Source organism: Variovorax sp. ZS18.2.2 (genome assembly GCF_024701975.1).
Taxonomy (GTDB): domain Bacteria; phylum Pseudomonadota; class Gammaproteobacteria; order Burkholderiales; family Burkholderiaceae_C; genus Variovorax.
On record NZ_JANLNM010000002.1, the window covers coordinates 463473 to 488272 of the forward strand.

General features: G+C 66.7%; 25 protein-coding genes. 7 read left to right on the plus strand and 18 right to left on the minus strand.

Features of this window, described 5'->3' with window-relative positions:
- Positions 1–18: 18 nt before the first annotated feature.
- From NU688_RS12635 to NU688_RS12645, 3 genes are read right to left on the minus strand one after another with little or no spacing between them, the layout of a single operon-like run.
- Positions 19–1386, minus strand: a complete 1368-nt coding sequence (locus NU688_RS12635; protein ID WP_257860952.1) for a phage tail sheath C-terminal domain-containing protein — start codon at positions 1384–1386, stop codon at positions 19–21.
- Positions 1387–1424: 38 nt separating this feature from the next.
- A complete protein-coding gene (locus tag NU688_RS12640) occupies positions 1425–2432 on the minus strand; it encodes a hypothetical protein (RefSeq protein ID WP_257860953.1) in 1008 nt (335 codons plus the stop codon).
- Between the two features lie 5 nt (positions 2433–2437).
- Positions 2438–3007 (minus strand): DUF4255 domain-containing protein, encoded by a 570-nt coding sequence (locus tag NU688_RS12645; RefSeq protein WP_257860954.1) that lies wholly within the window; start codon positions 3005–3007, stop codon positions 2438–2440.
- Positions 3008–3229: 222 nt separating this feature from the next.
- On the opposite strand from NU688_RS12645, the gene NU688_RS12650 reads away from it, so the two are divergent.
- The 5 genes from NU688_RS12650 to NU688_RS12670 all read left to right on the plus strand — a co-directional run bounded on the left by NU688_RS12650 (position 3230) and on the right by NU688_RS12670 (position 7780).
- Entirely contained in the window at positions 3230–3616 is a 387-nt protein-coding gene (locus NU688_RS12650) for a DUF4280 domain-containing protein (RefSeq protein WP_257860955.1), read from the plus strand.
- Positions 3617–3715: 99 nt separating this feature from the next.
- Entirely contained in the window at positions 3716–4537 is an 822-nt protein-coding gene (locus NU688_RS12655; RefSeq protein ID WP_257860956.1) for an SDR family oxidoreductase, read from the plus strand.
- Positions 4537–5865, plus strand: a complete 1329-nt coding sequence (locus tag NU688_RS12660; RefSeq protein ID WP_257860957.1) for an NAD(P)/FAD-dependent oxidoreductase — start codon at positions 4537–4539, stop codon at positions 5863–5865. The genes NU688_RS12655 and NU688_RS12660 overlap by 1 nt, the downstream gene beginning before the upstream one ends.
- A gap of 17 nt (positions 5866–5882) precedes the next feature.
- A complete protein-coding gene (locus tag NU688_RS12665; RefSeq protein WP_257860958.1) occupies positions 5883–6785 on the plus strand; it encodes a bile acid:sodium symporter family protein in 903 nt (300 codons plus the stop codon).
- A complete protein-coding gene (locus tag NU688_RS12670; RefSeq protein ID WP_257860959.1) occupies positions 6782–7780 on the plus strand; it encodes an SDR family oxidoreductase in 999 nt (332 codons plus the stop codon). Before NU688_RS12665 ends, NU688_RS12670 begins: the two co-directional genes overlap by 4 nt.
- A gap of 64 nt (positions 7781–7844) precedes the next feature.
- Here NU688_RS12670 and NU688_RS12675 read toward each other — a convergent pair whose 3' ends face one another.
- Together NU688_RS12675 and NU688_RS12680 are read right to left on the minus strand one after the other, a co-directional pair.
- A complete protein-coding gene (locus NU688_RS12675) occupies positions 7845–8675 on the minus strand; it encodes a DMP19 family protein (RefSeq protein ID WP_257860960.1) in 831 nt (276 codons plus the stop codon).
- Positions 8676–8762: 87 nt separating this feature from the next.
- Entirely contained in the window at positions 8763–9650 is an 888-nt protein-coding gene (locus tag NU688_RS12680; protein WP_257860961.1) for a LysR family transcriptional regulator, read from the minus strand.
- Between the two features lie 101 nt (positions 9651–9751).
- Between NU688_RS12680 and NU688_RS12685 the strand changes: the two genes are divergently transcribed.
- Positions 9752–10513, plus strand: a complete 762-nt coding sequence (locus NU688_RS12685) for a sulfite exporter TauE/SafE family protein (protein ID WP_257860962.1) — start codon at positions 9752–9754, stop codon at positions 10511–10513.
- Positions 10514–10536: 23 nt separating this feature from the next.
- Here NU688_RS12685 and NU688_RS12690 read toward each other — a convergent pair whose 3' ends face one another.
- The 11 genes from NU688_RS12690 to pilQ all read right to left on the minus strand — a co-directional run bounded on the left by NU688_RS12690 (position 10537) and on the right by pilQ (position 21662).
- Entirely contained in the window at positions 10537–11010 is a 474-nt protein-coding gene (locus tag NU688_RS12690) for an NUDIX domain-containing protein (RefSeq protein ID WP_257860963.1), read from the minus strand.
- On the minus strand, positions 11010–11459 hold the full coding sequence (locus NU688_RS12695; RefSeq protein ID WP_257860964.1) for a GatB/YqeY domain-containing protein: 450 nt from the start codon (positions 11457–11459) through the stop codon (positions 11010–11012). Before NU688_RS12695 ends, NU688_RS12690 begins: the two co-directional genes overlap by 1 nt.
- Positions 11460–11567: 108 nt before the next feature.
- Complete coding sequence (gene rpsU / locus NU688_RS12700) at positions 11568–11780, minus strand: 30S ribosomal protein S21 (protein ID WP_007833691.1); 213 nt, start codon at positions 11778–11780, stop codon at positions 11568–11570.
- A gap of 236 nt (positions 11781–12016) precedes the next feature.
- Entirely contained in the window at positions 12017–13252 is a 1236-nt protein-coding gene (locus tag NU688_RS12705) for an NAD(P)/FAD-dependent oxidoreductase (RefSeq protein WP_257860977.1), read from the minus strand.
- A 5-nt stretch (positions 13253–13257) separates the two neighbouring features.
- On the minus strand, positions 13258–14049 hold the full coding sequence (locus tag NU688_RS12710) for a YaeF family permuted papain-like enzyme (protein WP_257860978.1): 792 nt from the start codon (positions 14047–14049) through the stop codon (positions 13258–13260).
- Entirely contained in the window at positions 14046–15170 is a 1125-nt protein-coding gene (locus tag NU688_RS12715) for a sterol desaturase family protein (protein ID WP_257860979.1), read from the minus strand. Before NU688_RS12715 ends, NU688_RS12710 begins: the two co-directional genes overlap by 4 nt.
- A gap of 62 nt (positions 15171–15232) precedes the next feature.
- On the minus strand, positions 15233–16123 hold the full coding sequence (locus NU688_RS12720) for an ABC transporter permease (protein ID WP_257860980.1): 891 nt from the start codon (positions 16121–16123) through the stop codon (positions 15233–15235).
- Between the two features lie 2 nt (positions 16124–16125).
- Positions 16126–16998 (minus strand): ABC transporter permease, encoded by an 873-nt coding sequence (locus tag NU688_RS12725; protein ID WP_257860981.1) that lies wholly within the window; start codon positions 16996–16998, stop codon positions 16126–16128.
- A 115-nt stretch (positions 16999–17113) separates the two neighbouring features.
- Positions 17114–18382: a PotD/PotF family extracellular solute-binding protein gene (locus NU688_RS12730; RefSeq protein ID WP_257860982.1), complete on the minus strand. Its 1269-nt coding sequence runs from the start codon at positions 18380–18382 to the stop codon at positions 17114–17116.
- Between the two features lie 49 nt (positions 18383–18431).
- Entirely contained in the window at positions 18432–19457 is a 1026-nt protein-coding gene (locus tag NU688_RS12735; protein ID WP_257860984.1) for an ABC transporter ATP-binding protein, read from the minus strand.
- Positions 19458–19553: 96 nt separating this feature from the next.
- Entirely contained in the window at positions 19554–21662 is a 2109-nt protein-coding gene (pilQ, locus tag NU688_RS12740; RefSeq protein WP_257860986.1) for a type IV pilus secretin family protein, read from the minus strand.
- A gap of 240 nt (positions 21663–21902) precedes the next feature.
- Here pilQ and NU688_RS12745 point away from each other — a divergent pair, with 240 nt between their 5' ends.
- A complete protein-coding gene (locus NU688_RS12745) occupies positions 21903–22967 on the plus strand; it encodes a hypothetical protein (protein WP_257860987.1) in 1065 nt (354 codons plus the stop codon).
- A 3-nt stretch (positions 22968–22970) separates the two neighbouring features.
- On the opposite strand, the gene cobA is transcribed toward NU688_RS12745, so the two are convergent.
- Entirely contained in the window at positions 22971–23771 is an 801-nt protein-coding gene (gene cobA, locus NU688_RS12750; RefSeq protein WP_257860988.1) for a uroporphyrinogen-III C-methyltransferase, read from the minus strand.
- Positions 23768–24673, minus strand: a complete 906-nt coding sequence (ybiB, locus tag NU688_RS12755) for a DNA-binding protein YbiB (RefSeq protein WP_257860989.1) — start codon at positions 24671–24673, stop codon at positions 23768–23770. The genes cobA and ybiB overlap by 4 nt, the downstream gene beginning before the upstream one ends.
- Positions 24674–24800: the final 127 nt, after the last annotated feature.

Genomic DNA, 24800 nt, shown 5'->3' on the forward strand with positions numbered 1-24800 from the left:
TCGTTCAATCGATCGCGATCAACTGGTCTGCAGCTTGTGCGAGAACTTGAGGACGATGAATTCGGCGGGCCGCACCGCGGCCATGCCGATCTCGACGTTCATGCGGCCTTCCAGGATGTCCTGCGCGTTCATCGTGGTGCCCAGGCTGCAGCGCACAAAAAAAGCGTCCTTGATGGTGGCGCCCGCGAGCGCGCCCTCGCGCCATTTCTGCGTCAGGTAGTTCTCGATCATTCCGCGCACCTTGACCCAGGTGTTGGCGTCGTTGGTTTCGAACACGGCCCAGTAGGTGCTCTTCTTGACCGACTCCTCGACCATGTTGAAGAAGCGCCGCACCGGCACGTAGCGCCATTCGTTGTCGTTGCCGGCCAGCGTGCGCGCACCCCACACCAGCGTGCCCTTGCCGGCGAATGCGCGGATCGCGTTGATCGACTTGCCGGTGGTGGCGTCGACGTTGAGCTCGTCCTGGCGCGCGTTGTCCAGGCGCACGGTCGGCTCCACCACATCGGCCAGGCCGACGTTGGCGGGGGCCTTCCAGACACCGCGGGCCGTGTCCGTGGCGGCATACACGCCGGCCACTGCGCCACTGGGCGGCAGCACGATGTAGTGGTCGAGCAGCGCGGCCTTGGCGGCGTTGAAGGCGGCGGTGGCGGTGGTCTGCAGGGTGTCGAGCGTCGCCGCGGCACCGCCGCCGATCGTGACGTTGACGTTGGTGCCCAGCCCCATCACCGCATGGTTGAAGCTGGAGCGCAGGAACGGGTAGTACAGCGCGCCGTACTTCAGGTTGTTGTTGCCGATGCGCGCGCGGTTGGCGGTCAGCGCCGCGTTGTCCTGCGGCGCGTCGCCCCCGAACAGGTCGAGGATCGCGAAGCGGTCCTTCAGCGTGCCGCACTGGATCAGCATGTTCTGCGACATCGTGTCGTAGCCCGTGCCGCCGAGTTGAATGGCCTCGGGGCACACGAGCAGCGTGGGCTCGTCCTCCAGCGCGACGGCATCCAGGCCGTCGGTGAAGTCCGCAAGCTCGATGGCATCGGCATAGCCGCCCACCGACACGATGTAGCACTTGCCGCCACCGTTGTCGAAGAACATCTTGACCGCGTAGTACATGAGGTACGTGAGGTCGGGCGGGGTCACCGTGGCGATGAAGCCGGGACCATCGGCCACCAGTGCCACGCCGATGTCGGGCGTGTCGGGTCCGCCGAAGTACTGCTCGTACTCGGCGAAGTTGTAGATCTTGGTCGGCCGGTTGGCCAGGTCGCCAGCGCTCACCTTGCGGGCTTGCCCGGTGTAGCCGATGAAGGCCGGGATCGCGGTCTCGACCTCGGCCACCGAAGGTGGAAAGACCGAGATTTCTTCGATGTAGACGTCGGGCGTGCGGTAGGTCGGCATGGCGAAGGCTCCTTTGCTGTGTGTGCTGCGGAAGTGGTTCAGGATTGCGAGAGATGAACGACGAATTGCGCGTCGGGGCGGTCGGCGCCGGGCTGGGGCAGGTTGCCGATCAGCAGGTCGCCGTTGCGGTGCAGTTCCAGCCCCGACGGCCCGCGCACGCGGCGTGCGACGCTGGCCTGGGCCTCGAACAGGGCAATGCGCGCGCTGCCCGAGGGGTCGAGCAAACCGGGCGCCAGGTGACCGGCACCAAAGGCGGCGGGCAATACGCGGTTGAACTGGATCGCGGGGCGCGACTCGGCGGCGAAGCCGTTGTCGAGCACCTGGACCTGGTTGAACTCGGCCTCGCCGAAGCGGTTGGCCACGACGTAGTAGCGCAGCGTGTCGCTGCGCGCGGCGAAGGAGAGCGTGAAGGCGTGGCCGTCGGCGATGTGGCCGGCATCCACCGTCAGTTCCAGCAGTCCCCAAGCGCCGATGAGTTCGGGCTCGACCTGCAGGCGCCAGCTCTGGGGCGGCGTGTTGCCGTCGTCTTCCTCGATGCGCCAGGTGCCGCGGGTGAACAGGCCCAACGGAGTCCAGGCTTCGTCGCCGATGTTGAGCACGACCTGCGCGCACTGGGTGTCGGAGGCATCGAAGAGCCGCACGGTCAGCGGGCGTTGCAACGAGCGCGGTTCGATGCGCAACTGCTCGCCGCTCATTCGCACTGCCGCGGGACCGGTGAGTGCGTCGGCATCGGGAGAATTGCGCCAGAGTGCGGTGTCACCGGATGGCAGGCCCTGGGGCACGGTGATGAGTTCGAACGACGGCTCGCGCGGTTGCAGGCCGAAGAGAAAACTGCGGCCCGCGAGCGGCGAGAGCGGCAGCGCGTTTTCGTTGGCTTCGTAGAGGATGTGCAGGTGGCCTTCGCGTTGTCTTGCGATGGCATGTGCGCCTGCGAGTGCGCGCTGCGTGGACGGCGGCACGAGGAATTCGATGGCATCGCATGCGCCGCCGAAGAAGGCGTGCTGCACCTCGACGGTCCAGAGAGGGTGGAAGTCGATGCGGGCCATGGACTTCAGCGTCCGTGCAAGGTCGTTTGAATCGACGTCACGGGCATGCCCGTGCCGATCGGCTCCATGTCCTGCAGCGCCACCAGCCGGAGGCGATACACGACCGACGGCAAATGCTTCGCACCGAGGCAGGTCCACATCTGGTTCAACTGCTCGGGTCCATAGCTCAGCAGATCGAGCGCAACACGCTCCAGCCCCACCGGCAATGCAGGACTGTCCGCCGGCGTGAACAGCGGCCTTGCCTGGAAGAAACCCATGATGTGCGAGAGCGTGCGCAGCGCCTGTGCGTACTGCTGGAAGCGCCCCGAGAACAGCAGCACGAGGTTGAGCTTGAGCGGAGGCGGCAACATCACTTCGCGGCCGGCGACGATGGCACGCTCGGGCATTTGCTCCCGCAGCACGCGCTCTTCGTCGATCTGGAACAGCGTGAGGCGCGTGGTGTCGACCACGCCGACCCAGTTGCCGCGGTCGTCGACCAGCGGGCCGATGTCCACGGCACCGAGTTCGCTGCCGGTGCGCTTGCGCAGGTGGGCATTGACCTCGTCGGCGATGAAATCAAGCGCTGTGTCGATCACCTTGCACCCTTCGAAAAGCATCCCCTCGGTATCGGGGAGCGCAACCATATTCCCGGGGTTGGGTGCGCGCAATCGAGCCAACGGCCGTAGACCTCAGGAGGTACGACGAACCTCCATCGGCCGTGTAGCCGAGCGCGAATCGGCCGGTTGGCGCTTGAACTCCACGGGGGTGTCGCTAAGCTGGAACCGGTGCAAATCGTCCGAGGACGAAGGAGCGTGCGAATGCCCAAGCAGGTGTGCAGCGGTGCCCAGGTCTCGTGCTCGATGGGGCTTGCGCCTTCGGCGTTCAACGCGACGCCGAAGACGGCCGCGATGCCCGCGGGGCCGCCGGGCAACGTGCAGGACAGCGTGCCCTTTCTGAACATCACGCCTTTCGGCATGTGCCGCAGTCCCGCCAATCCATCGGTGGCATCGGCCACGGCGGCTGCGGCTGGTGTGTTGACGCCGATGCCCTGCGTGCCGGTGACGCCCGCGCCGTGGATGCCCGGGGCCGCGATGGTGCAGTTCGGTGGAATGCCTGCATTGCACGATGGCTGCACGCTGCAGTGCGTGTGGGGCGGCGTGATCAGCGTCGTGACGCCGGGGCAGGTGGTGGTGGACGTCAGCTGAAGCGTCTCGCGCCGCGCAAGGGAAAACGCCGGGGAGTGCGGTGGGGGTGCGCGGCTAAAGTGGCTGCGTTTTTGCCACTCGCTGCTTCATCCATTGCCCATGACTCTTCCGTTTCACAACGTCGTCCTCACCGGAGCCTGTGGTGGCCTGGGCCAGGCACTGGCGCACGAGCTGATCGAGGGTGGCGCGCAAGTGGCGCTGGTCGGGCTCGATGTGGCGAGGCTCGATGCACTCACCGCGCTGGCTCCTGGGCGATGCGCGGTCTACACGCCCGACGTATCGAACAGCGCTGCGATGCAATCCATGGCCATCGACTGGATGGCCAGGGCCGGCGTGCCCGACCTCGTGATCGCCAATGCGGGCGTGGCGGGCGGCTTCGACACGGCCGAGGCCGATGACCTCGCGGTGCTGCGCCGCATGCTGGAGATCAACCTGCTCGGCGCGGCCACCACCTTCCAGCCTTTCGTGAAGCCGATGCGTGCGCAGCAACGTGGCGCATTGGTCGGCGTGGCCAGCATCGCGGGCTGGCGCGGCATGCCGGGCAATGGCGCTTACTGCGCGAGCAAGGCGGGGCTGATCCGCTATCTCGAAAGCCTGCGTGCCGAGTTGCGCGAGACGGGTCTCACCGTGCACACGATCAGCCCGGGCTACATCCGCACGGCGCTCACTGCGGGAAATCGTTTCGCGATGCCGGGCCTGCTCGAAGCTGATGCGGCCGCGCACCAACTGCTTGCCGGCGTGAGTGCAGGGCGCGAACAGATCGTGCTGCCGCGGCGCATCGGCTGGCTCTCGAAGCTGCTGAACCTCTTGCCCGAGAAACTGCACGACCAAGTGCTGCGCGGACAACCGCGCAAGCCGCGCGTGGGCGAAACCGGTGCCACCGCCATTCCCGGTCTTTCCGACAAACATCCACCCACCTGATGGCAGACGACGCACCCACCCACGAGAAGATCGCCCTCATCGGCGCCGGCCCTTCCGGCCTCGCCGGGGCGCGCAACCTGCAGAAGCACGGTGTTTCCTTTCAGGGCTTCGAGGCGCACAGCGACGTGGGCGGGCTGTGGGACATCGACAACCCGCGCTCCACGGTCTATCACTCGGCGCACCTGATCTCCAGCAAGCGCACGACCGAGTTCGCCGAGTTCCCGATGGCCGACACGGTGGCCGACTATCCGAGCCACCGCGAGCTGCGCCGCTACTTCAGCGACTTCGCCGACCGCTTCGGGCTGCGGGAACACTTTCGCTTCGACACACGCGTGCTGCGCGTGGAGCCGGTGAGCGATGCGCCGGACACACGCTGGCGGGTGAGCGTCGATGCGGGAGACGGCCGCGTCGAGACGGCCGAATTCAGGGGCGTGGTCATCGCTAACGGCACGCTCGCCGAACCCAAGCGCCCGCAGTTCGAAGGCCGCTTCGATGGCGAGCTGCTGCACACCAGCGACTACAAGCACGCCGAACTCTTCAAGGACAAGCGCGTGCTGATCGTCGGCGCGGGCAACTCGGGCTGCGACATTGCGGTCGATGCGGTGCACTACGCGAAGAGCGTCGACATTTCGGTGCGGCGCGGCTACTACTTCGTGCCGAAGTACGTGTTCGGCAAGCCGGCCGACACGCTGGGCGGCAAGCGGCCGCTGCCGCCGTGGCTCAAGCAGCGGGTCGATGCGACGGTGCTCAAGTGGTTTACTGGCGACCCGGTGCGCTTCGGGTTTCCGAAGCCCGACTACAGGATGTACGAGTCGCACCCCATCGTGAATTCGCTGGTGCTGCACCACGTGGGGCATGGCGACATCGGCGTGCGCGGCGACATCGCGCGGCTCGATGGGCGCACGGTGCACTTCAAGGACGGCAGCGCGCGCGACTACGACCTTATCCTGGCCGCCACCGGCTATGCGCTGCACTACCCGTTCATCGACCGTGCGCTGCTCAACTGGCAGGGCATGGCGCCGCGCCTGTACCTCAACATCTTCTCGCCGCGCTTCGAGAGCATCGGCGTGCTCGGGATGATCGAGGCGAGCGGCATCGGCTGGCAGGGGCGCTACGAGCAGGCCGAATTGCTGGCGCGCTACTTCCGCGCAAAAGCGGCCGGATCGCCCAAGGCCGCGGCGTTGCGCGCGGCGGTGCAGGGGCCGCCACCCGACCTGTCGGGCGGCTACAAATACCTGCAGCTCGAACGCATGGCGTACTACGTGCACAAGGACACCTACCGCGCGGCGGTACGCAGCGCCTCGGCGGCGCTGGCCGACTCACCCTGAACGAGGCTTTCACATCCATGCTGCCCGTCGACGAAATCCGCCTGCACTTCAACCCGGCCTCGCTGGTGCTGCTCAACGTGGTGCTGGGCTTTTTGATGTTCGGCATTGCGCTGGACACGCGCATCGACGACTTCAAGCGCGTGGCGCGCATGCCGGGCGCGATGGCGGTGGGCATCGGTGCGCAGTTCATCGTGCTGCCGGCCGTGACCTTTGCGCTCACGCTCATCCTGAAGCCGGGGCCGAGCATTGCGCTGGGCATGATCCTGGTGGCCTGTTGCCCGCCGGGGAACATCTCGCAGATCCTCACGCACCGCGCGGGCGGCAACGTGGCGCTGTCGGTGTCGATGACGGCGATCTCGAATGCGCTTTCCATCGTCGTCATGCCGCTCAACTTCGCGTTCTGGGGCGGGCTGCATCCGACGGCCTCGGCGCTGCTCAAGACGATTGCGCTCGACCCGCTCGACATGCTGGGTCACATCGTGATGATCATCGGCATTCCGTTCGTGCTGGGCGTGGCCTGCGCGCACCAGCTGCCGCGGCTCACGGCGCGCATCAAGAAGCCGGCGCGCATCTTGAGTTTTCTCGCGCTGATCGCTTTCATCGTCGGCGCCATCGCGGGCAACTGGCGCTTTTTTCTCGACTACGTGGGGCTGGTGCTGCTGGCGGTGGTGATCCACGATGCGCTCGCATTCGGCACGGGGTATCTGTGCGCGCGGCTCTCGGGGCTGGGCGACTACGACCGGCGCGCGGTGTCGATCGAGGTGGGCATCCGCAACGCAGGGCTCGGGCTGGTGCTGATCTTCAGCTTCTTCGGCGGGCTCGGCGGCATGGCGGTGGTGGCCGGCGTGTGGGGTTTTTGGGACATCATCGCGGGCCTTGCGCTGGCGAGCTGGTGGGGGCGCAAGCCCGCGACGCCATGAGTGCGCGCCGTGTGCTCGTGACGGGAGGTGATGGGTTCCTGGGGCGTGGCGTGCTGGCTGCGCTGGTGGAGGCGTCGCTCGAGGTCCTGGTGGCGCTCGATGTCCGCGAGGTGCCTGCCGAGCGACAACTGCCGGGCGTGGTCTATCGCCAGCAGGATGTGCGCGATGCGGGCATCGGCGACACGCTTGCCGAATACGCCATCGACACCGTCGTGCACCTGGCCTCCATCGTCACGCCGGGCAAGGATTCGAACCGTGCCTTCGAGCATTCGGTCGATGTGGGTGGTACGCGCAACGTGCTCGAGGCCTGCGTGGCGCAGGGCGTGCGGCACATCGTGGTGTCGTCCAGCGGCGCGGCCTACGGGTATCACGCGGACAACCCGGCGTGGATCACCGAATCGCAGCCGCTGCGCGGCAACCCGGTGTTCGCGTACGCCGACCACAAGCGGCAGGTGGAAGAGATGCTCGCGGACTGTCGCGCGGCGCACCCCGCGCTCGCGCAGACGGTGCTGCGCATCGGCACCATCCTCGGCGAGCGGGTCGACAACCAGATCACCGCGCTGTTCGAGAAGAAGCGGTTGATCGCCATTCGCGGCAGCGCGAGCCCGTTCGTGTTCGTGTGGGACGAGGACGTGACGGGCGCCATCGCGCATGCGCTCGGTGACGCGCCGGCCGGTTGCTACAACCTCGCGGGCGATGGCGCGCTCACCATCCACGAAATCGCGTCGCGCCTCGGCAAGCAAGCGGCCGACTGGCCGGCCGGGGTGCTCAAGGCGGCGCTCGCGGTGGGATCTGCATTGGGTGTCAGCCGCTACGGCCCGGAGCAGCTGGACTTCCTGCGCTACCGGCCGGTGCTGCTCAACACCGCGCTGAAGGAGCGTTTCGGCTACGTGCCGCAGAAGACCAGCAGCGAGGCCTTCGATGCCTTCGTGGCGGCGCGGGCGCGGCAGGGGCGGCCGGTGTCATGCCCTAGGGGCAGCGGCGCTTCGCATTGACTGCCTGATCGGCTCGACGGACCGAAATTCACTTGCCTTCAGCGGAGGCTCCGTTCGATAGAGGTCAGATTGCTCCGGCGGGTTTCGCGGGTATTTCCGTCACTCGCTCGTGTCGCTCGTCTTCGAACATGATCGCCTTGCCGCCACTCTCCACCATGTAGTGCTGCCCCTTGTCGGTAAGGAAGTGCCAGGCCATGCACCGTCGCCCCTCATGCTCGTGGCGCGGGTCGCCCATCGTGATGCGATCCAGCTTGTGTCCGGCTTCTTCGCACAGTGCATGGATGAGCTTCGTGATGCGCGGGGCTTTGGCAAGCGCTTCTGCCTGCCTTGCGGGCCGATCCGCAATGGCCGACGCCCTTCGTTGAATCTCTTGCCTTATGTTTTCCATCGGGACGACGCATGAGCCAGGACGAGACTTGAGCCATGCCGCGTTCAGCTTCGTGAGGTTTTCCCTCTTGTTCAAGGCGTAGAACTGATTTGTGATTGCATCGAACCGATCGCGTTCAGGGTTGACGCCGAAGAACTCGCCAGAGAGAAATCTTCTGAGCTTGGATGGCTCGTTCGAGACGAGCCACTCGCCCTTCTCGAAGAGCGCCAGGTGCCGCTTTGCACGCATTGCGGCTAGGCCTTCCTTCACAAGCATGACGATTCGCGCATTCCAGTTCGTGTTGTAGACAAATTGAGCGAATCCGCCGTTCTCCACTTGCGCGAGGTAGTAGTCAACGTAGTAGCTTGTGAGCGCGTCGTGAGAAATCTCGGACATTCTCAGCAATTGGCGAAGTAGTTCGTTGACGAAGGAAACATTGAACTGGACAACGTCGTCGTCATCCTTGCTCTGCACGCTCTCGGCAGAGAGAACAACAACATCGCTGGCACTGAGTATTGCTGCAGACATATGACTCTCCCGGGGGTCATGAAAATAGGTGGGCAAGCAGTAAGAGACGTTTCGCTCTTCCTGTCTCGATGGTCTGCGGCATTTCGATCAATCCTTCGCGATCAGGTGCTCCAGCATGCGCCGTGCGTTGATCGGCAGGTCTTCCGACGAACGCACGCAGGCCATCAGCGTGCGTTCGGCCCAGGCATCGGCAAGCGAGGCGCGCGCGATCTTCATCGAGCGGGCGCAGCGCTCGGCCGCGGTCTGCGGCACGATGCCCACGCCGATGCCGTACTCGACCATGCGGCACACCGCCTCGAAGTTGCGCACGCGCACGCGGTAGGCGAGGTGCTTGCCGAGGGCTCGGACGTGGCCGGTCAGCAGCTGCTGCAGCGCGGTGTCCGCGGGCAGCCCCACGAATTCGTTGTCGACCACCTCGGCCAGCTTCACGCGCCGGCGCCCGGCCAGCGCATGGCCGCGCGGCATCACGAGCACGAGGTCGTCGCGACGGAAGGGATGGCATTCGAGGCCTTCGCTGTCGATGGCATCCGAGACGATGCCGATGTCGCACAAGCCCGCGCGCAGCGCATCGACGGTGTCGGGGCTCGGGCGCTCCTCGAGGTCGACCGAGATGCGCGGGTGCTCCGCGAGAAAGCGACTCAGCACCTCGGGCAGGTGCTCGGTCAGCGCCGAGGTGCCGCACATGAAGCGCACGTGGCCCTTCAAACCCTGGCCGTATTCGCCGAGTTCGCCGCGCAGCCGCTCCATCTGCTGCAGCACGACGCGCGCATGGTGCAGCAGCGTGCGGCCGGCCTCGGTGGGGCGCACGCCCTGCGCGTGGCGGGTGAGCAGGGGGCTGCCGAGCGCGTCTTCCATGCCGCGCACGCGCTGGCTGGCCGAGGCGAGCGTCATGTGCGAGCGCTCCGCGCCGGCCGTGAGGCTGCCGGCCTCGACGACGTGGATGAACAGGCGCAGGTCGGTGAGATCGAATCGCATGGTGGGCCGCAAGGTAGCACGCCGGCCTCAGCCTGTGCCTGAGGCTGGGTGCGCGAATGCCGCATTTTCAGTGGCGCGTCCGGTCTGCAGACTCGGCGGCAATGACGATTTTTTCCAACGAACTGACGGCGGGCCATTGGGCCGCGGCTGCCGCCGTATTTCTTCTGGCCGGGGTGATCAAGGGCGTGATCGGGCTCGGGCTGCCGACGGTGTCGATGGCGCTGCTCGCGCTGTGGATGGCGCCGGTGCGGGCGGCCGCGCTGCTGATCGTGCCCTCGCTCGTCACCAACATCTGGCAGACCGGGCCGCGCGCAAGCTTCGGATCGGTGCTGCGGCGCATCGGCGGCATGCAGGCGGGGATCGTGGTGGGCACGCTGGGCGGGGCGCTGTGGCTCGGTGCGCCGGGGGGCGCGTGGGCGTCGGTGGCGCTCGGCGTGGCGCTGGTGGCCTATGCGCTCTGGGGGCTCACGGGGCGGCAGCTGCATGCGCCCGAAGCGCATGAATGGTGGTTGGGGCCGCTGGTGGGCGCAGCCACGGGGCTGGTGACGGCGGTGACCGGCGTGTTCACGTTGCCGGCCGTGCCTTACCTGCAGGCGCTGGGCTTCCAGCGCGATTCGCTGATCCAGGCGATGGGGATTTCGTTCACCACCTCGACCATCGTGCTGGGCATCGGGCTGGCGGGGAACGGGGGCTATCCGATGGCGGCGGTGGGCAGTTCGGTCGCGATGCTGGTGCCGGCCATCGGCGGCATGGTCATCGGGACGTGGCTGCGGCAGAAGCTGCCGGTGGCGGTGTTCAAGCGCTGCTTCCTGATCGGGCTGGCGCTGCTGGGCGGGTACATGACGGTTCGCGCCGTAGCCTGACCGGCGACCGGCCGACCAATCAATCAGGCGACGGGCAGCAGGGCGGCGCGCACGCGCTCGATGGTCTGGCGGTAGGGCAGCGCGAAGTCGTCGAGCGCGTCGTCGGCATCAAGCCAGCGGAAGGAAAACACCAGGCCCTCTTCTTCGGGGCTGCCGGTGGCCATGTGCTCGAAGGTCTCGGGCAGCGGCGCGTCGGCGCGCATCAGGAACAGGTGCCACAGCTGCGGATGGCGGTGCGTGTTGCCCTCGACGCCGGCCTCGCATTCGCGATCCAGCGTGCCGAGCGGCTGCAGCTCGCCCGTGAAGTCGATGCCCGACTCCTCGAGCAGCTCGCGCCGCACCGCCACCTCGGGCGATTCACCGGGCTCGATGGTGCCCTTGGGCAACTGCATGTTGCCGTCTTCGGGGTGGCGGAAGACCAGCAGCCGACCCCTTGCGTCGACCAGGCAGGCGCAGGCCTTGGGGATCGTGGCGGAGGGGTTGCTGCTGTCGCTCATCAGGCGCCCGTCAAGGCGGCCTTGACCGCTGCGCTCACCTGGCCCATGTCGGCCTTGCCGGCCAGGCGGGTCTTGACCACGCCCATCACCTTGCCCATGTCGCCGGGGCCGCTGGCGCCCAGCTCGGCCACGATGGCTTTGACTGCGGCGGTGGTTTCCTCGGCGCTCATGCGCTGGGGCAGGTAGCCCTCGATCACCTTGATCTCGGCGGCTTCCTTGTCGGCGAGGTCGGTGCGGCCGCCGGTGGTGAACGCGGCGATCGAGTCCTTGCGCTGCTTGACCATCTTGTCGACGATGGCCACGACCATGGCGTCGTCGAGCTCCACGCGCTCGTCGACTTCCTTTTGCTTCAGGGCGGCGAGCAGGAGGCGGATGGTGCCCAGGCGCTCGGAGTCCTTGGCGCGCATCGCCGTCTTCATGTCTTCGGTGATCTGTTCTTTGAGTGTCATGTCAGCCTTTCGGAAAAACAAAAGCCGCGGCAGGTTTCCCTGGCGCGGCTGAGGCAACGGGGCGCTGGCGGTGACTTTCGTCGAGGGCCGGCTGCCCGCAGGTGTTGCTTAGTACAGCTTCTTGGGCAGCTGCATGCTGCGCACGCGCTTGTAGTGGCGCTTGACGGCGGCTGCCTTCTTGCGCTTGCGCTCGGCGGTCGGCTTTTCGTAGAACTCGCGGGCGCGCAGGTCGGTCAGCAGGCCGAGCTTTTCGATGGTGCGCTTGAAGCGACGCAGAGCGACGTCGAAGGGCTCGTTTTCTTTAACGCGGATGGTGGTCATTGATGAATCGTTGAACTGAAGTTGGCTCGGGGAGATCGAGGCCCAAAGCCGGGGTTCCTCAACTGAAATCTTTGGTGGCCGTTGAGGGAAGGCCAAAAGTTAGCCCGCGAGTATAGCACTCCCCAAGGCTGCGCGCACTTCGTGTCGCTCCTCCTTCCCCCTCGCCGGGGGCAACACTGGCGGCCCGGCAAAGCCGGTTCCGCGGTGTTCTGGAAAAGACCCTTTACCTTCTCGCTTCAGAGGGTTGTGGCGCACGCATGAGCGCTCGCCCAGGCCCATTGGAAGTTGTATCCGCCCAACCAACCCGTCACATCGACCACTTCGCCGATGAAATACAGGCCCGGTTGCTTCGATTCCATCGTTTGGGACGACAAATCGCGGGTGTCGACGCCCCCGGCGGTGACTTCGGCCTTCTTGTAGCCCTCAGTACCGCTCGGGGTGATCTGCCAGCGGGCGATGCGCTCGGACAGCGCCGCGAGCGCCTTGTCGGCCGCTTCGTTGACGGGGCGCTGCAGGGCTGGGTCCTGCCCGACCCATGCGTCCGCCAGCCGGGAGGGCACGAGCGCAGCCAGTTCATTGGCGATGCGTTTCTTCGAGCGGAGCTTGGCCTCGCCCAGCGCCTCGGCCACGTCCGTGCCGGGTGCGAAATCGATGGTGAGCGGGGCGCCTGGCTTCCAGTAGCTCGAAATCTGCAGCACCGCCGGGCCCGAAAGGCCGCGGTGGGTGAACAGCAGGTCTTCGAGGAAAGCCATCTTTTCCTTCTTGGCCCCGGTTTCGATCCGCACCGGCAGCGCCAGCCCTGCCAGTTCGGCATACGGCGCCCAGCCTTCACCGCCGAAAGTCAGCGGCACGAGGGCCGGGCGGGGCGTGACCACGCGCAGGCCGAACTGCTCTGCAAGGCGGTAGCCGAAGTCGCTGGCGCCGATCTGGGGAATCGACAGGCCGCCGGTCGCGATCACCAGCTTGGGTGTCTCGATCACGCCGCGATCGCTATCAATTCGATAGCTGCCAGCGCCCGCTGCATCAGCAGTTACCGGAGAAAAAGCAATGGCCCCCAGCTTGCACGGCTGCCACCGGGTGACCATGCCGGCTGTGCATTCGGCCAGCAGCATGTCCACGATCTGCTGCGAGGAGCCGTCGCAAAACAACTGTCCCTTGTGCTTCTCGTGAAAGGCGATCCCGTGCTTCTGCACCAGCTCGATGAACTGCTGCGGCGCATAGCGCGACAGCGCCGAGCGGCAGAAATTCGGGTTGTCGCCGATGAAGTGGCGCTGCGGGGCGCGCACGTCGAGGTCGCGGTTGGTGAAATTGGCCCGCCCGCCGCCCGAGATGCGGATCTTCTCGCCGACTTTTTCGCTGTGGTCGACCAGCAGCACCTTGAGCCCGCGCTGGCCCGCCACCCCGGCGCAGAACAGCCCGGCCGCACCGGCGCCGACCACGACGACATCGAACTGGAAAGCAGCAGTCGTCAAAGCGGTCAGGGCCCATCCGCCGCCAGGATCGGCGGCGCGTTGTACTTCAGGTGCCCGATGTAGCGCAGCGGCTGCGTCGCGGCGATGGAGGGCACGTCGCCCTCGCGCATGTGCAGCAGGTCGGCCGGGCTCACCCAGCGCGGATCGGCCGCGGTGATCGGCACGCCCGCCTGCCGGTAGGCCTCGAGCACGAACTGCGAGCAGAAGAACTGGTCGTCGCGGCTCGCGCCCAGCTGCACCATGGCCATGCCGCTGATGCAGAAGTTGCTCACCGAGGACGGGATCAGCGGCAGCTCGCAGAGGCGCCGGTTCAGCACGAAGGGCGCGTTCAGCAGCACGCCGGTGGTGTTGTAGCGTGTGCCGACCTGCGAGTTGGCCCAGGTGCGCAGCTTCGCGACGCCCGCGTCGTCGAGGCCCGGCACGCGAAAGGCCACCACCATCTGTTCTTCGGCCACCACGTCGGCCAGCGGCCGTGCGCGCACGCCGGTGCCCACGGCCTCGGCGATCAGCCCGTCGCCCAGATACAGCAGCGCATGGCTCACCGGCGAGAAGGTGCCCAGCCGGATACCGAAGGAATTGACCGTGGCAATCGAGCTCAGCAGGATGTCGCCGGGCTCCAGCGCGCTGGCTGTGATGAGCTCGCCGCCGTTGCCCGGCGCGATGACCGAGCTTTGCACCCGCAGGCGCAGCCCGTTGTCCTTGGAGGGCATGTCGACCCGGGTGGCGCAGGCCGAAAGCAGCAGCGCGGCACCCGCCACGGCCACGAGCGCGGCGGCGCGAAGAGTGGCCCGCATCATCCTTTCCAGACGAACGGGAACTTCAACTGCTTGAAGAAGCCGTTGGGCACGTAGTCGCCCAGCACGCCGTATTTTTCGGGCCAGAGCTTGGTGCTCTTCACCGCGGTGCCGAAGATGTAGTCGAGAAAGGCGTAGTGCGCCGAATAGTTCTTGTCGAGCGCCTCGATGTCCTGGCTGTGGTGCCAGTGGTGGAAGTTGGGCGTGACGATGATGTAGCGCAGCGGGCCGAGCCGCACGCTCACGTTGCAATGATTGAACACCGCCTGGAAGCCGACCACCACGATGTAGGCGTCGATCACTTCCTTGCTGAAGCCCAGCACGTAGATCGGCGCGAGCACCAGCGTGCGCGTGATCAGCAACTCCAGGATGTGCTGGCGCGAACCCGCCATCCAGTCCATGCTTTTGACGCTGTGGTGCACCGCGTGCAGGCGCCAGAGCACGGGCACCTCGTGGTACGCGCGGTGCGTCCAGTACTGCACAAGGTCGGCCACCAGAATGATCAGCAGGATGCCCGCCCAGAACGGCAGGTTCCCCACCCAGCCGCGGATGCCGTCGTTGGCCGCCCAGCCGAAGAGCTTGTGCACCATGAGGTTGGTGGCCAGCAGCACGAAGCCCACGATCATGTGGTTCACCACGAAGTGATGAAAGTCGGTCTGCCACTCGGCGCGGAACACGGGCTGGTCTTTCCGCAGCGCGAACAGCTTCTCGATGAAGATGAAGATCAGCGACGAGCCCAGCAGGTCGAGGATGAACCAGTCCAGCCCGATGTACGGCGTGTTGTCCGCGAAGTCGTGCACCGGCACCTTGTGTCCGCCGAGCAGCGCGGAGGCTGCCACCAGCAGGAACGCGGCCGACGAGAGCCAGCGCGAGCGGTTGAAGATGATGTTGACCAGCGAGAGCCCGCCCGAGATGACCAGCGCCGTGAGCAGGATGTAGCGCATCACGTCGACGTTGTAGCTCTTGCGCAGCTCGGGCGTGGTGAGGTACTGCGGAAAGTGGAAGGCCAGCACGCCGAGGAAGCACAGGATGCCCAGGCTCAGGGCGATGGTTCCGGTGACGAGGCCTCGGCCGCGCTGCAGCTCGCCGTGGCTCCCCGTGAAATCGTTCAGTTTGTCGAGCATGTCCGCCTCTCTCTCGCTTGCGCTTTGTTGGAGCGCGATTTTAGGCGGCTGTAGGAAAACACTCACATAGGCCGAATGGCGCGCCGCCGCAGCAGCGAAGCCGCGCCCAGCGCCACCGCCATGACCAGCAGCGAGACGACGGTGGTCACCGTTCCCAGCGCATAGATCGACGGCGTGGTGACCGTCGAGGTCAGCCCCTGCAGCTCGAGCGGCAGCGTGTTGACGTCGCCGATGGCTTGCGAGGTGCGGGCAATCTCGTCCCACGAGAGCGTGAAACCGAACATGCCGATGCCCACGATCGAGGGGCCGATCAGCGGCAGCACCACGAAGCGGAAGGTCTGCCACGGCGTGGCGCCGAGGTCGCGCGCGGCTTCTTCATACGCCGGGTTGAAGCGGTTGAACACGGCGAACATGATCAGCAGGCCGAAGGGCAGGGTCCACGTCAGGTGCGCGCCGAGGGCGGAGCTGAAAAGGCCGAGCGCTGTGCCATAGCCTTCGAGCAGCGTGGTCGCGTCCATGGCCGTGAGCACGCCCTTGATGCCGGTATCGAGCAGCCGGAACTGCAGGCCGATGCCGAGCGAAATGATGATCGACGGCATGATCAGGCTCGCCACCGTGACGAAGAACAGCGCGTTGCCGCCCTTGAGCTTCTTGCGGAACGCGAGCCCGGCCAGCACCGACAGCACCACGGTGAAGGCCATCACCACCGCGCCCAGCGCCAGCGAACGCCTGAAGGCCGCGCCGATGTCGACGGTGCCCAAGCCCTCGGCCAGCTTGTAGAACCAGTGCAGCGAGACGCCGCGCAGCGGAAAGGTCAGGCCGCCCTCGGGGCCCTGGAAGCTCAACACGAAGATCGTGATCATCGGGCCGTAGAGGAACAGCACGAACAAGGCAAACACGAACGCCAGGGGCCAGAAGCCGGGGGCGCGCTGCGCGCTGATGGGCGTCTGCATGGTCAGAGTTCCTTGCGAATATCAACGAGCCGCGTGAGCCCCCAGATGATCATCAGCACCACCGCCAGCAGGATCATCGCGTTGGCCGCGGCCAGCGGAAACTGCAGGTACGAGGTCTGCACCTGGATGATCTTGCCGATCGAGGCGATCTGCTGTCCGCCCATCACGCCGATGGTCACGAAGTCGCCCATCACGATGGTGATGACGAAGATCGAGCCGATCAGGATGCCGGTGCGCGACAGCGGCACCACCACGTTCCAGAGCGTCTGCCAGCCCGAGGCGCCCGCGTCGCTGGCCGCTTCGAGCAGCGAGCGGTCGATGCGCATCATGCTGTTGAAGATCGGCACGATCATGAACATCGTGTAGAGGTGCACGAAGGCCAGCACCACCGAGAAATCGGAGAACAGCAGCCACTCGACCGGCTGGTTCACGAGGCCCGCGCCCATCAGCGCCTGGTTGACCAGTCCGTTGCGCCCCAGCAGCGGCACCCACGAGATCATGCGGATCACGTTCGATGTCCAGAAGGGCACGGTGCACAGCACGAACAGCACCGTCTGCACGGTCGAGGAGCGCACATGGAACGCGAGAAAGTACGCGACCGAAAAACCGATGAGCAGCGTGATGCCCCACACCAGCAGGCAGAACTTGAAGGTGCTCAGGTACGTGTTGAGCGTGACGCACAGGTCGCCGTTGTCGGTGAGGTGCGAGCAGCCTTCGAACAGGCTCAGGTAGTTGCGCAGCGTGACCGCCGGGATCAACTCGTACTCGTTGAAATTCCACAGGCTGACCATCGCGACCAGCGCCAGCGGAATCAAAAAGAACAGAAGAAACACCAGCGCGAACGGCGCCGCCTGCCACCACGCCTTGACAGTCAAAGCTCGCCCCCAGTCTTCGCGCACTTCGTGTCGCTACGCCAACCCCCTACCGGGGGCAACACCTGCGGCCCGGTAAAGCCGGTTCCGCGGTGTTTCGCGAACGGGCCCAGCCCCCTCACGCGGCGACGAACTCGTTCCACTTCCTCACCATGTACTCGTTCTCGTCCATCACAGCGTTCCAGCACGCGATGCCGCCCATGCGCTGCTCGTAGCTGCCGCCGTCGCGCACCGCGCCGGCCTTGGCGATCACGTCGCCCTGCGGGCTCTTGATGTCCTGCGCGGCGGGCTTGCCTTCCATCCAGTAGGCCCACTCGTAGGCTTCCATCTTCGTCTTGGCGGTGTCGAGCACGGCGCTGTAGTAGCCCTGGCGATTGAGGTACGCGCCGGCCCAGCCGTCGAGGAACCAGTTGATGAATTCATACGCACCATCGAGCTTCTTGCCCGAGAGCGTGGCCGGCAGGCCGAAGCCCGAGGCCCAGGCGCGATAGCCTTCCTTGAGCGGCTGGAACGTGCAGGCTATGCCCTTGCCGCGCACCGCAGTGACGGCAGGCGACCACATCGACTGGATCACCACTTCGCCCGAGGCCATGAGGTTGACGGACTCGTTGAAGTCCTTCCACAGCGCGCGGAACTGACCGGCCTTCTTGGCCTCGATCAGGGTCTTGATCGTCAGGTCGATCTCGGCCTTGGTCATGTTGCCCTTGTCGGCGTACTTGTGGATGCCCTTGGCCTCCACCACCATCGCGGCGTCCATGATGCCGATAGACGGAATGTTCAGGATCGCGGCCTTGCCCTTGAATTCGGGGTTCAGCAGTTCGGCCCACGAACCGATCGGGCGCTTGATGAGGTCGGGGCGGATGCCCAGCGTGTCGGCGTTGTAGGTGGTCGGAATCAGCGACATGAACTGCGTCGGCGACTTCGCAAAAACCTTGCTCTTCTCGCCTTCGAGGTAAATCACCTTGATGGGTGCCGTGCCCTGGTCGCCGACCTTCTTGCCGTCCACTTCGCCCTTGGTGAACAGCGAGGTGATCTTGGCAGCGTTCTTCACGCGCTTGGTGTCGATGCCCTTCAGGTTGCCGGTGGGCACGATCTTCTTGAGCGAGAAGAACTCGGTGTCGATCAGGTCGAAGCTGTTGGGCGCGGTCACGGCGCGCTTGGTCACGTCGTCGGTGGTCACGGCCACGTACTGGATCTCGATGCCGGTGTCGGCCTTGAACTTCTCGGCGATGGCCTTGTCCTGGTTCACCGCGGTGCCCAGGTAGCGCAGCACGATCTTTTCCTGTGCGTGCACGAAGGGCGCGATGCCCGTGGCCAGGATGCCGGCGGTGCCTTGCAGCAGGGCGCGGCGCTTGACGCCGGTGGACGAGTCGATGGGATCGGTCATGGCAGTGTCTCCGTAGAAAAAAGTGGCGGACGAAAGGAAAAGGAAAGGATCAGGGGGCCGCGGTGAGCGCGCGCGCGTCGGCCTCGGCCCACGACAGACGAACCGTCTCGCCCTGCGCATAGGGGCTCGCGAGAAAGGCGGCTTCGCCCAGCAGCACCGACACGTTCCGGCGCTCCGGCGCGGCGGCTTCCAGCGCCAGGCCGAGCAGCACGTAGGTGCCCTGGTACTCGACGTCGGTGACTGCTGCGGCAAGGCCATCGGCGCGCGAGCCCGCGGCGATCCGCATGTGGTCGTTGCGCACCGCGATCGGCCCGGCGGGTGTGTCGATCACGTTGTGGCCGCCCATGAAGCGCGCCACGAACTCGTTGACGGGGTGGTTGTAGATCTCGTGCGGCGAGCCGACCTGTTCGATCACGCCGTGGTTCATCACCACCATCGTGTCGGCCAGCGCCATGGCTTCTTCCTGTGAGTGCGTCACGTGCACGAAGGTCAGGCCCAGCTCCTTCTGCCAGCGTCGCAGCTCGGCGCGCATCTGGATGCGCAGGAACGGGTCGAGCGCCGAGAGCGGCTCGTCCAGCAGCAGCACGCGCGGTTCGGTGATGAGCGCGCGCGCCAGCGCCACGCGCTGCTGCTGGCCGCCGGAGAGTTCGCCGGGCTTGCGCTCGGCCAGGTGGCCCATTGCCACGCGCGCCAGCAGATCGCGCGCACGCTTCTGGCGCTCGGCCTTGCCGACGCCTTTCATCTTGAGGCTGAAGGCCACGTTGTCCGTGGCCGACAGGTGCGGGAACAGCGCGAAGCTCTGGAACATCATCGCCGTGCCGCGCATGGCCGCGGGCAGGTTGGTGATGTTGCGGTTGTCCAGAAGGATGTCGCCGCTGGTGACCGACTCGTGGCCCGCGATCATGCGCAGCGTGGTGCTCTTGCCGCAGCCCGAGGGGCCCAGCAGGCAGCAATAACTGCCGCTGGCGATGCGCAGATCAATGGCGTCGACGGCGGCCGGTGTGCCGGGGGCGTAGCGCTTGCTGAGCGCAACGATCTCGACTGCGGCGGGCGGAAGCGGAGCGACGGCGTTCATTGCCGGGCGGAAAACGGGCTGGAGACGGGCATGCACGGTCTAAGCACGCTCCATGCCACATGCGCCCCGGAACGGGGCAGCCTTCAGGGCACCGCGTCAGGGCGCTGCGTTGGTGCGTCCGATCATCTTCGGCGTGATGAACACCAGCATCTCCACCTTGTTCACCACCCGCTCGCGCGACCGGAACAGCGCACCCAGGTAGGGCACCTCGCCGAGCACCGGCACGCGCGATTCGTCGTTGGTCTCGGTCAGCTCGAAGATGCCGCCGATCACCACCGTGCCGCCGTTGTCGATCAGCACCTCGGTCTGCACATGCTTGGTGTTGATGGCCGGGCCGGCCGAGGTGTTGACGCCGCGTGCGTCCTTGCTCACATCGAGTGTGAGGATGATGTTGCCCTCCGGCGTGATCTGCGGCGTCACTTCGAGCTTGAGCACGGCCTTGCGGAACGAGATGGACGTCGCGCCGCTGGAAGTGGCCTGCTGGTACGGGATCTCTTCGCCCTGTTCGATCAGCGCCTTGGTCTGGTCTGCCGTCACCACTCGCGGGCTCGACACCAGCCGGCCCTTGCCTTCGGCCTCCAGCGCCGAGATTTCCAGGTTCAGCATGCGCGTGAAGCTCGAGTTGAACAGCGACAGCGAGAAGGCTCCCGCGCTGTTGCCCGTGCCGCCCGCATCGCCGGCCGGCAGGTTCACGAAGTTGCTGCTGGTGAACGAGGTGAAGGCGTTGTCTGTGCCCGTGGGGCTGGTGCCGAAGGAGGCGTTCTTGCCGGTGGCCCCGCCGCCCAGCTTCACGCCGAGTGACTTGCCGAAGGTGTCCGAGGCCTCGACGATGCGCGCCTCGATCAGCACCTGCCGCACCGGCACGTCGAGCTTGCGGATGAGTTCGCTCACTTCGGCCAGGCGCGCGGGCGTGTCGGTGACGAAGAGCTGGTTCGTGCGCACCTCGGCGATCGCGCTGCCGCGCGTGCTCAGGAGGCGGGTGGTCGAGGTGCCGCCGCTTCCACCCGAGCTTGCACCCGTCCCCGTCAGGCTCTGAACCACCGTGGCCGCCTTGGCGTAGTTGAGCTGGAACGACTGCGTGCGCAGCGCCACCAGGTTCTCCACGGTCGCCTGCGCTTCCAGCTCGATCTTTTCCTTGGCGTTGATCTCGTCCTTCGGCGCGATCCAGAGGATGCTGCCGTTCTTGCGCAGCCCCAGGTTCTTCGCCTGCAGGATGACTTCGAGCGCCTGGTCCCACGGCACTTCCTTGAGCCGCAGCGTCAGGGCGCCCGAGACCGAGTCGGAAGTCACCACATTGAAGCCGGTGAAGTCCGCGATCACCTGCAGCAGCGCGCGCACATCGACGTTCTGGAAATTGAGCGTGAGCTTCTCGCCGGTGTAGCCGGTGCCCTGCGTCAGCTTGCCCGGATCGGTCTTGCGCGCGCGCACCTCGATGACGAACTGGTCATCGGCCTGGTAGGCGCTCTGTTCCCAGTCGCCATGCGCGGTGATCGACAGGCGCACCCGGTCGCCCAGCTGCTGCGCGCTCACCGTGTCGACCGCGGTGCCGAAGTCGGTCACGTCCAGCCGCCGGCGCAGTCCCTCCGGCAGCGACGCCCGCATGAATTCGGCCACCAGCGTCGCGCCTTGGCGCCGCACGTCCACGCCGAGCTGGCTGCTGCCCATGGCGATGAGCACGCGGCCGGCGCCGTCGCCGCCGCGGCGGAAATCGATGTCCTGCAGCGGTGTCACCTGGCGCTCCCTGCCTTCGGCGAACTCGGCGTTGGCCGGCGTCTTCGGCGGCTGGCCCGTGCCGGACTGCAGCGAGACCAGCAGCGAGCGGCCCTGGATTTCGGCCTGGTAGGTCGCTGCGCGCTGCAGGTTCAGCACCACGCGTGAGCGTTCGCCGGCCTGCACGACGTTGGCGGTGCGCAGGTTGCCGGTGTTGAATTCGATGGCCGAGCGGCCGACCGCGTTGGTCACGCCCGGGAAGTCCAGCGCGATGCGTGCCGGCTCCTGCACGACGAAGCCGGTGGGCAGCGCGGCGAGTGGCTGCGTGAAATCGATGCGCACCAGCTCCGTGCCGCCCCTCGCGGTGCTCGTGACGGCTTCGATGGCGTTCTGCGCGTGCGCGGCGATCGCGGCCAGCGAAAGAAGAACCGCAGCACCGATCCATCGTCGCGTTCGCGTCCGCAAAGCGCTCGGCGAGCGCGGGCAAGTCTTCATGGGTTCTCTCCGTGTGAGGCGAGGCGCGAACGACACGCGCGCCTTGCCTGTGACGGATGGATGGTTTCGCTCAATCTGGGAGGAATCTTGCCGAACCGCGACGGATCGCAACTTGTGTTGCACGGATGCAATGGACTGCGACGACATCTCTTCGTCGCCTCTCCGATTTCTCCGAATTTGCGAGGAACCATCGCGGTTTTCGGATTCCCGTGGAGCGTGCGAATGATGGCGAGTCGGTCGATGGTTGCAATGCTGGTCGGTGCACTGGGCATCGCCTGCGCCGGTTCCGGCGTGAGCGCGAGCTACGCCATGGCGCAACGGGAGGCGATGCCCGTGGCGGCGCCCGCATTGCGCGCCGGTGCGCGTCCCTGGTGGTCGGCTTTCGAGAGCGAGACGCTGAACACGTTGATCGCCGACGCGGGCCACGGCGCGGCTGCCAGCAGCGATCTCGATACGCCCGCCGCGGAGATCGGCGTCTCGGCGGCTTATGTCGCGCTGGTTGTCCAGACGTTGCGCATGACCTACGTCGAGAGCGTGCTCACCGCGGTGCGTCGGCAGTCGCAGCTCATTGCGGCCAGCCCGGCGTTGCACGACGACTTCGCCAGGGAGCTGAAGCGCCGCGAAGCTGGCGCAGCGGCGGCGATGAAGAAGATCGACGCACAGCGCGAAGCGCACTTCGCTTTTCTCGTGGCGCACTGCGGCGTGTCGGAAGAAGCGTTGAACGAGGCGATCGCCGACGAGGTCGCGCAGCGCAGGTTGCCCCGTTTCGCGGCCTCGCTGCCGCAGGCCGTGCCCACGGTGCTGCTCGCGAACCGCGACGACATCCAGCTCGCGGCCTCGCTGTACGGCATCGAGCCGCGTGCCTTGCTCGGCGGCACCATCGATGCCGCCGAAGAGGCCGGCGAGAGCGATCCGTCAGCCGATGCGGACCTGCCGGGCTCTCCGCTCTTTCTTCAGGCGGTGGCGCAAGGCCGCGCGGAGGTCGCCGAGGCCTTGCGCAGGCTGCAGGCATCGAACGACGTGGCGGCCGACGCGACCCGGCGCACGCACGAGGCGAAAGACGAATTCGAGCGTTCGAAGCTGCGGATGAGTCGCGGGGAGATGTCGGAAGTCCAGATGCTGGAAGACTTCCAGGGCCTGATGCTCGACCAGCAACGCCTGGCCGCGGCCAACGGCGAGCTGGCCATCGCCTGGATTGCACTTGTCGCGAGCCTCGGGAGCCGGACGCCGGTGCTGCTGCGCGGGAGCCCAGCGCCGGACGCTGCGGCCCTGCGTGCGCGGTCCGGGCTTGTCGGGAGTTTCTGAGGGCTAGGTGCCGAAGCGGTCCGCGCTCACCGGCAGCGCTGCCGCGGCCAGTCCGCGCAGCACGTCGCCCACCACGATCACCGCGGGGCTCGCGAGCCCGGCTTCGGCGATGCGTGCCTGCAGCCCTTCGAGCGTGGTCGCGATGTGGCGCTGGTGCGGCAGGCTCGCATGCTGGACCACGGCGACCGGCGTGTCGCCGGGCAAACCGTGCAGCAGTTCGCGCTCGATGTGCCGGGCACCCGCCACGCCCATGTAGATCACCAGCGTGAGGCGCGCGTTGTGCGCCATGGCGGCGAGCGCGCGCCAGTCGGTCGGGTCTTCCTGCGCACCGGCGCCGGTCTTGGCGTGGCCGGTGACGAACACCACGCCCTGTGCGTGGTCGCGATGGGTGAGCGGCACGCCCAGCGAGGTCACGGCGGCGAGGCCGGCCGTGATGCCGTTGACCACCGCGCATTCGATACCGGCTTCGCGCAGGTGCTCCACCTCTTCGCCGCCGCGGCCGAAGATGAACGGGTCGCCGCCCTTCAGGCGCACCACGGTTTCGCCTTCGCGCACCGCGGTGATCATGAGCCGCTCGATGAAGGCCTGCGGCGTGCTCTTGCAGCCGCCGCGCTTGCCCACGTGCACGATGCGCGCGCCGGGGCGGGCATAGGCCAGGATCTCGTCGCTCACGAGGTCGTCGACCAGCAGCACGGTGGCCGCCTGGATCGCCTTCACGGCCTTGATGGTCAGCAGTTCCGGGTCGCCGGGGCCGGCGCCCACCAGCGTGCAGCGGCCGGTGATGAGGTTCGAGGAAGTAGTCATGCGTGGGATGCCAGTTGCTTGATGTGCCCTACCTGTGCGGCGATGGCTTCGGGCACGGGAAGCTCGCCGTTCAATACGCGTCGCGTGTAGTCGACCGTGGTGGCGACGTCGATTTCCTTGGGCAGCCCGGGCACCTCGGTCGCGGTGCCGCTGGCCTGCGCCTGCAGTTCGGTGCGCGCGCCGCGCACGAAGCCGTCGATCTGCGCGGTGCGGCGCGGGTCGGAGACCACCTCGCCCTCGAGGCCGCGCGAGAGCAGCGCGGTGGTGCCCATCAGTTCGAAGGTCTCGGCCATGACGCGTGCGTATTCGGGGTGCGTGTAGCTGGCCACCACCACCGAGGGGCCGACCGTGGGCTGCATCAGCTTGACCACGCTGTGGCCGGGGTTGCGCAGGCCGACGACGCGGCGCACGTCGAGCAGGCGCTTGAGCGCGGGGTTCAGCAGCTCGGTCGCGGCGAAGCCCACGGTGCCGTTGGCGATCGGGCCGATGGTGGTCATGGGCGGCACGTCGAGCGCGGCGAGCACGTTCGAGGCGAGCACGCGTGCCGTTTCGGTGGCGCTGCCATGCACCAGCACCGGCAGGCCTTCGCGGGCCAGCAGCATCGCGAGGAGCGGGGTGAGCACCGGGAGCTTGCGCGCGCCGTTGTAGCTGGGCAGCACGACCAGCGCACGGTCCCCGGCGGGAATGTGGTGCAGCCGCGCATGCGTGGCATCGAGGAAACCGGCCATCTCCTCGGGCGTCTCGCCCTTGATGCGCATCGCCAGGCAGAAGCCGCCGATTTCGAGGTCGGTGACGGTGCCGTCCAGCACCTGGCCGAACAGGTCGGTGGCCTGTTCGCGCGTGAGCGGCTTGGCGCCTCGCGCGCCGCGGCCGATTTCCTTGATGTATTGGCTGATTCCCATGGGTAGGCGGATTGTCCTGCAACGCTTATGCCGGAATGTGAGTCGGCTTATGCACTGGTTTTGCCCCTTCCCCCTCTGGGGGAAGGTTGGGATGGGGGCGGGCAGAGCGCTCCATAGGTACGCCGCT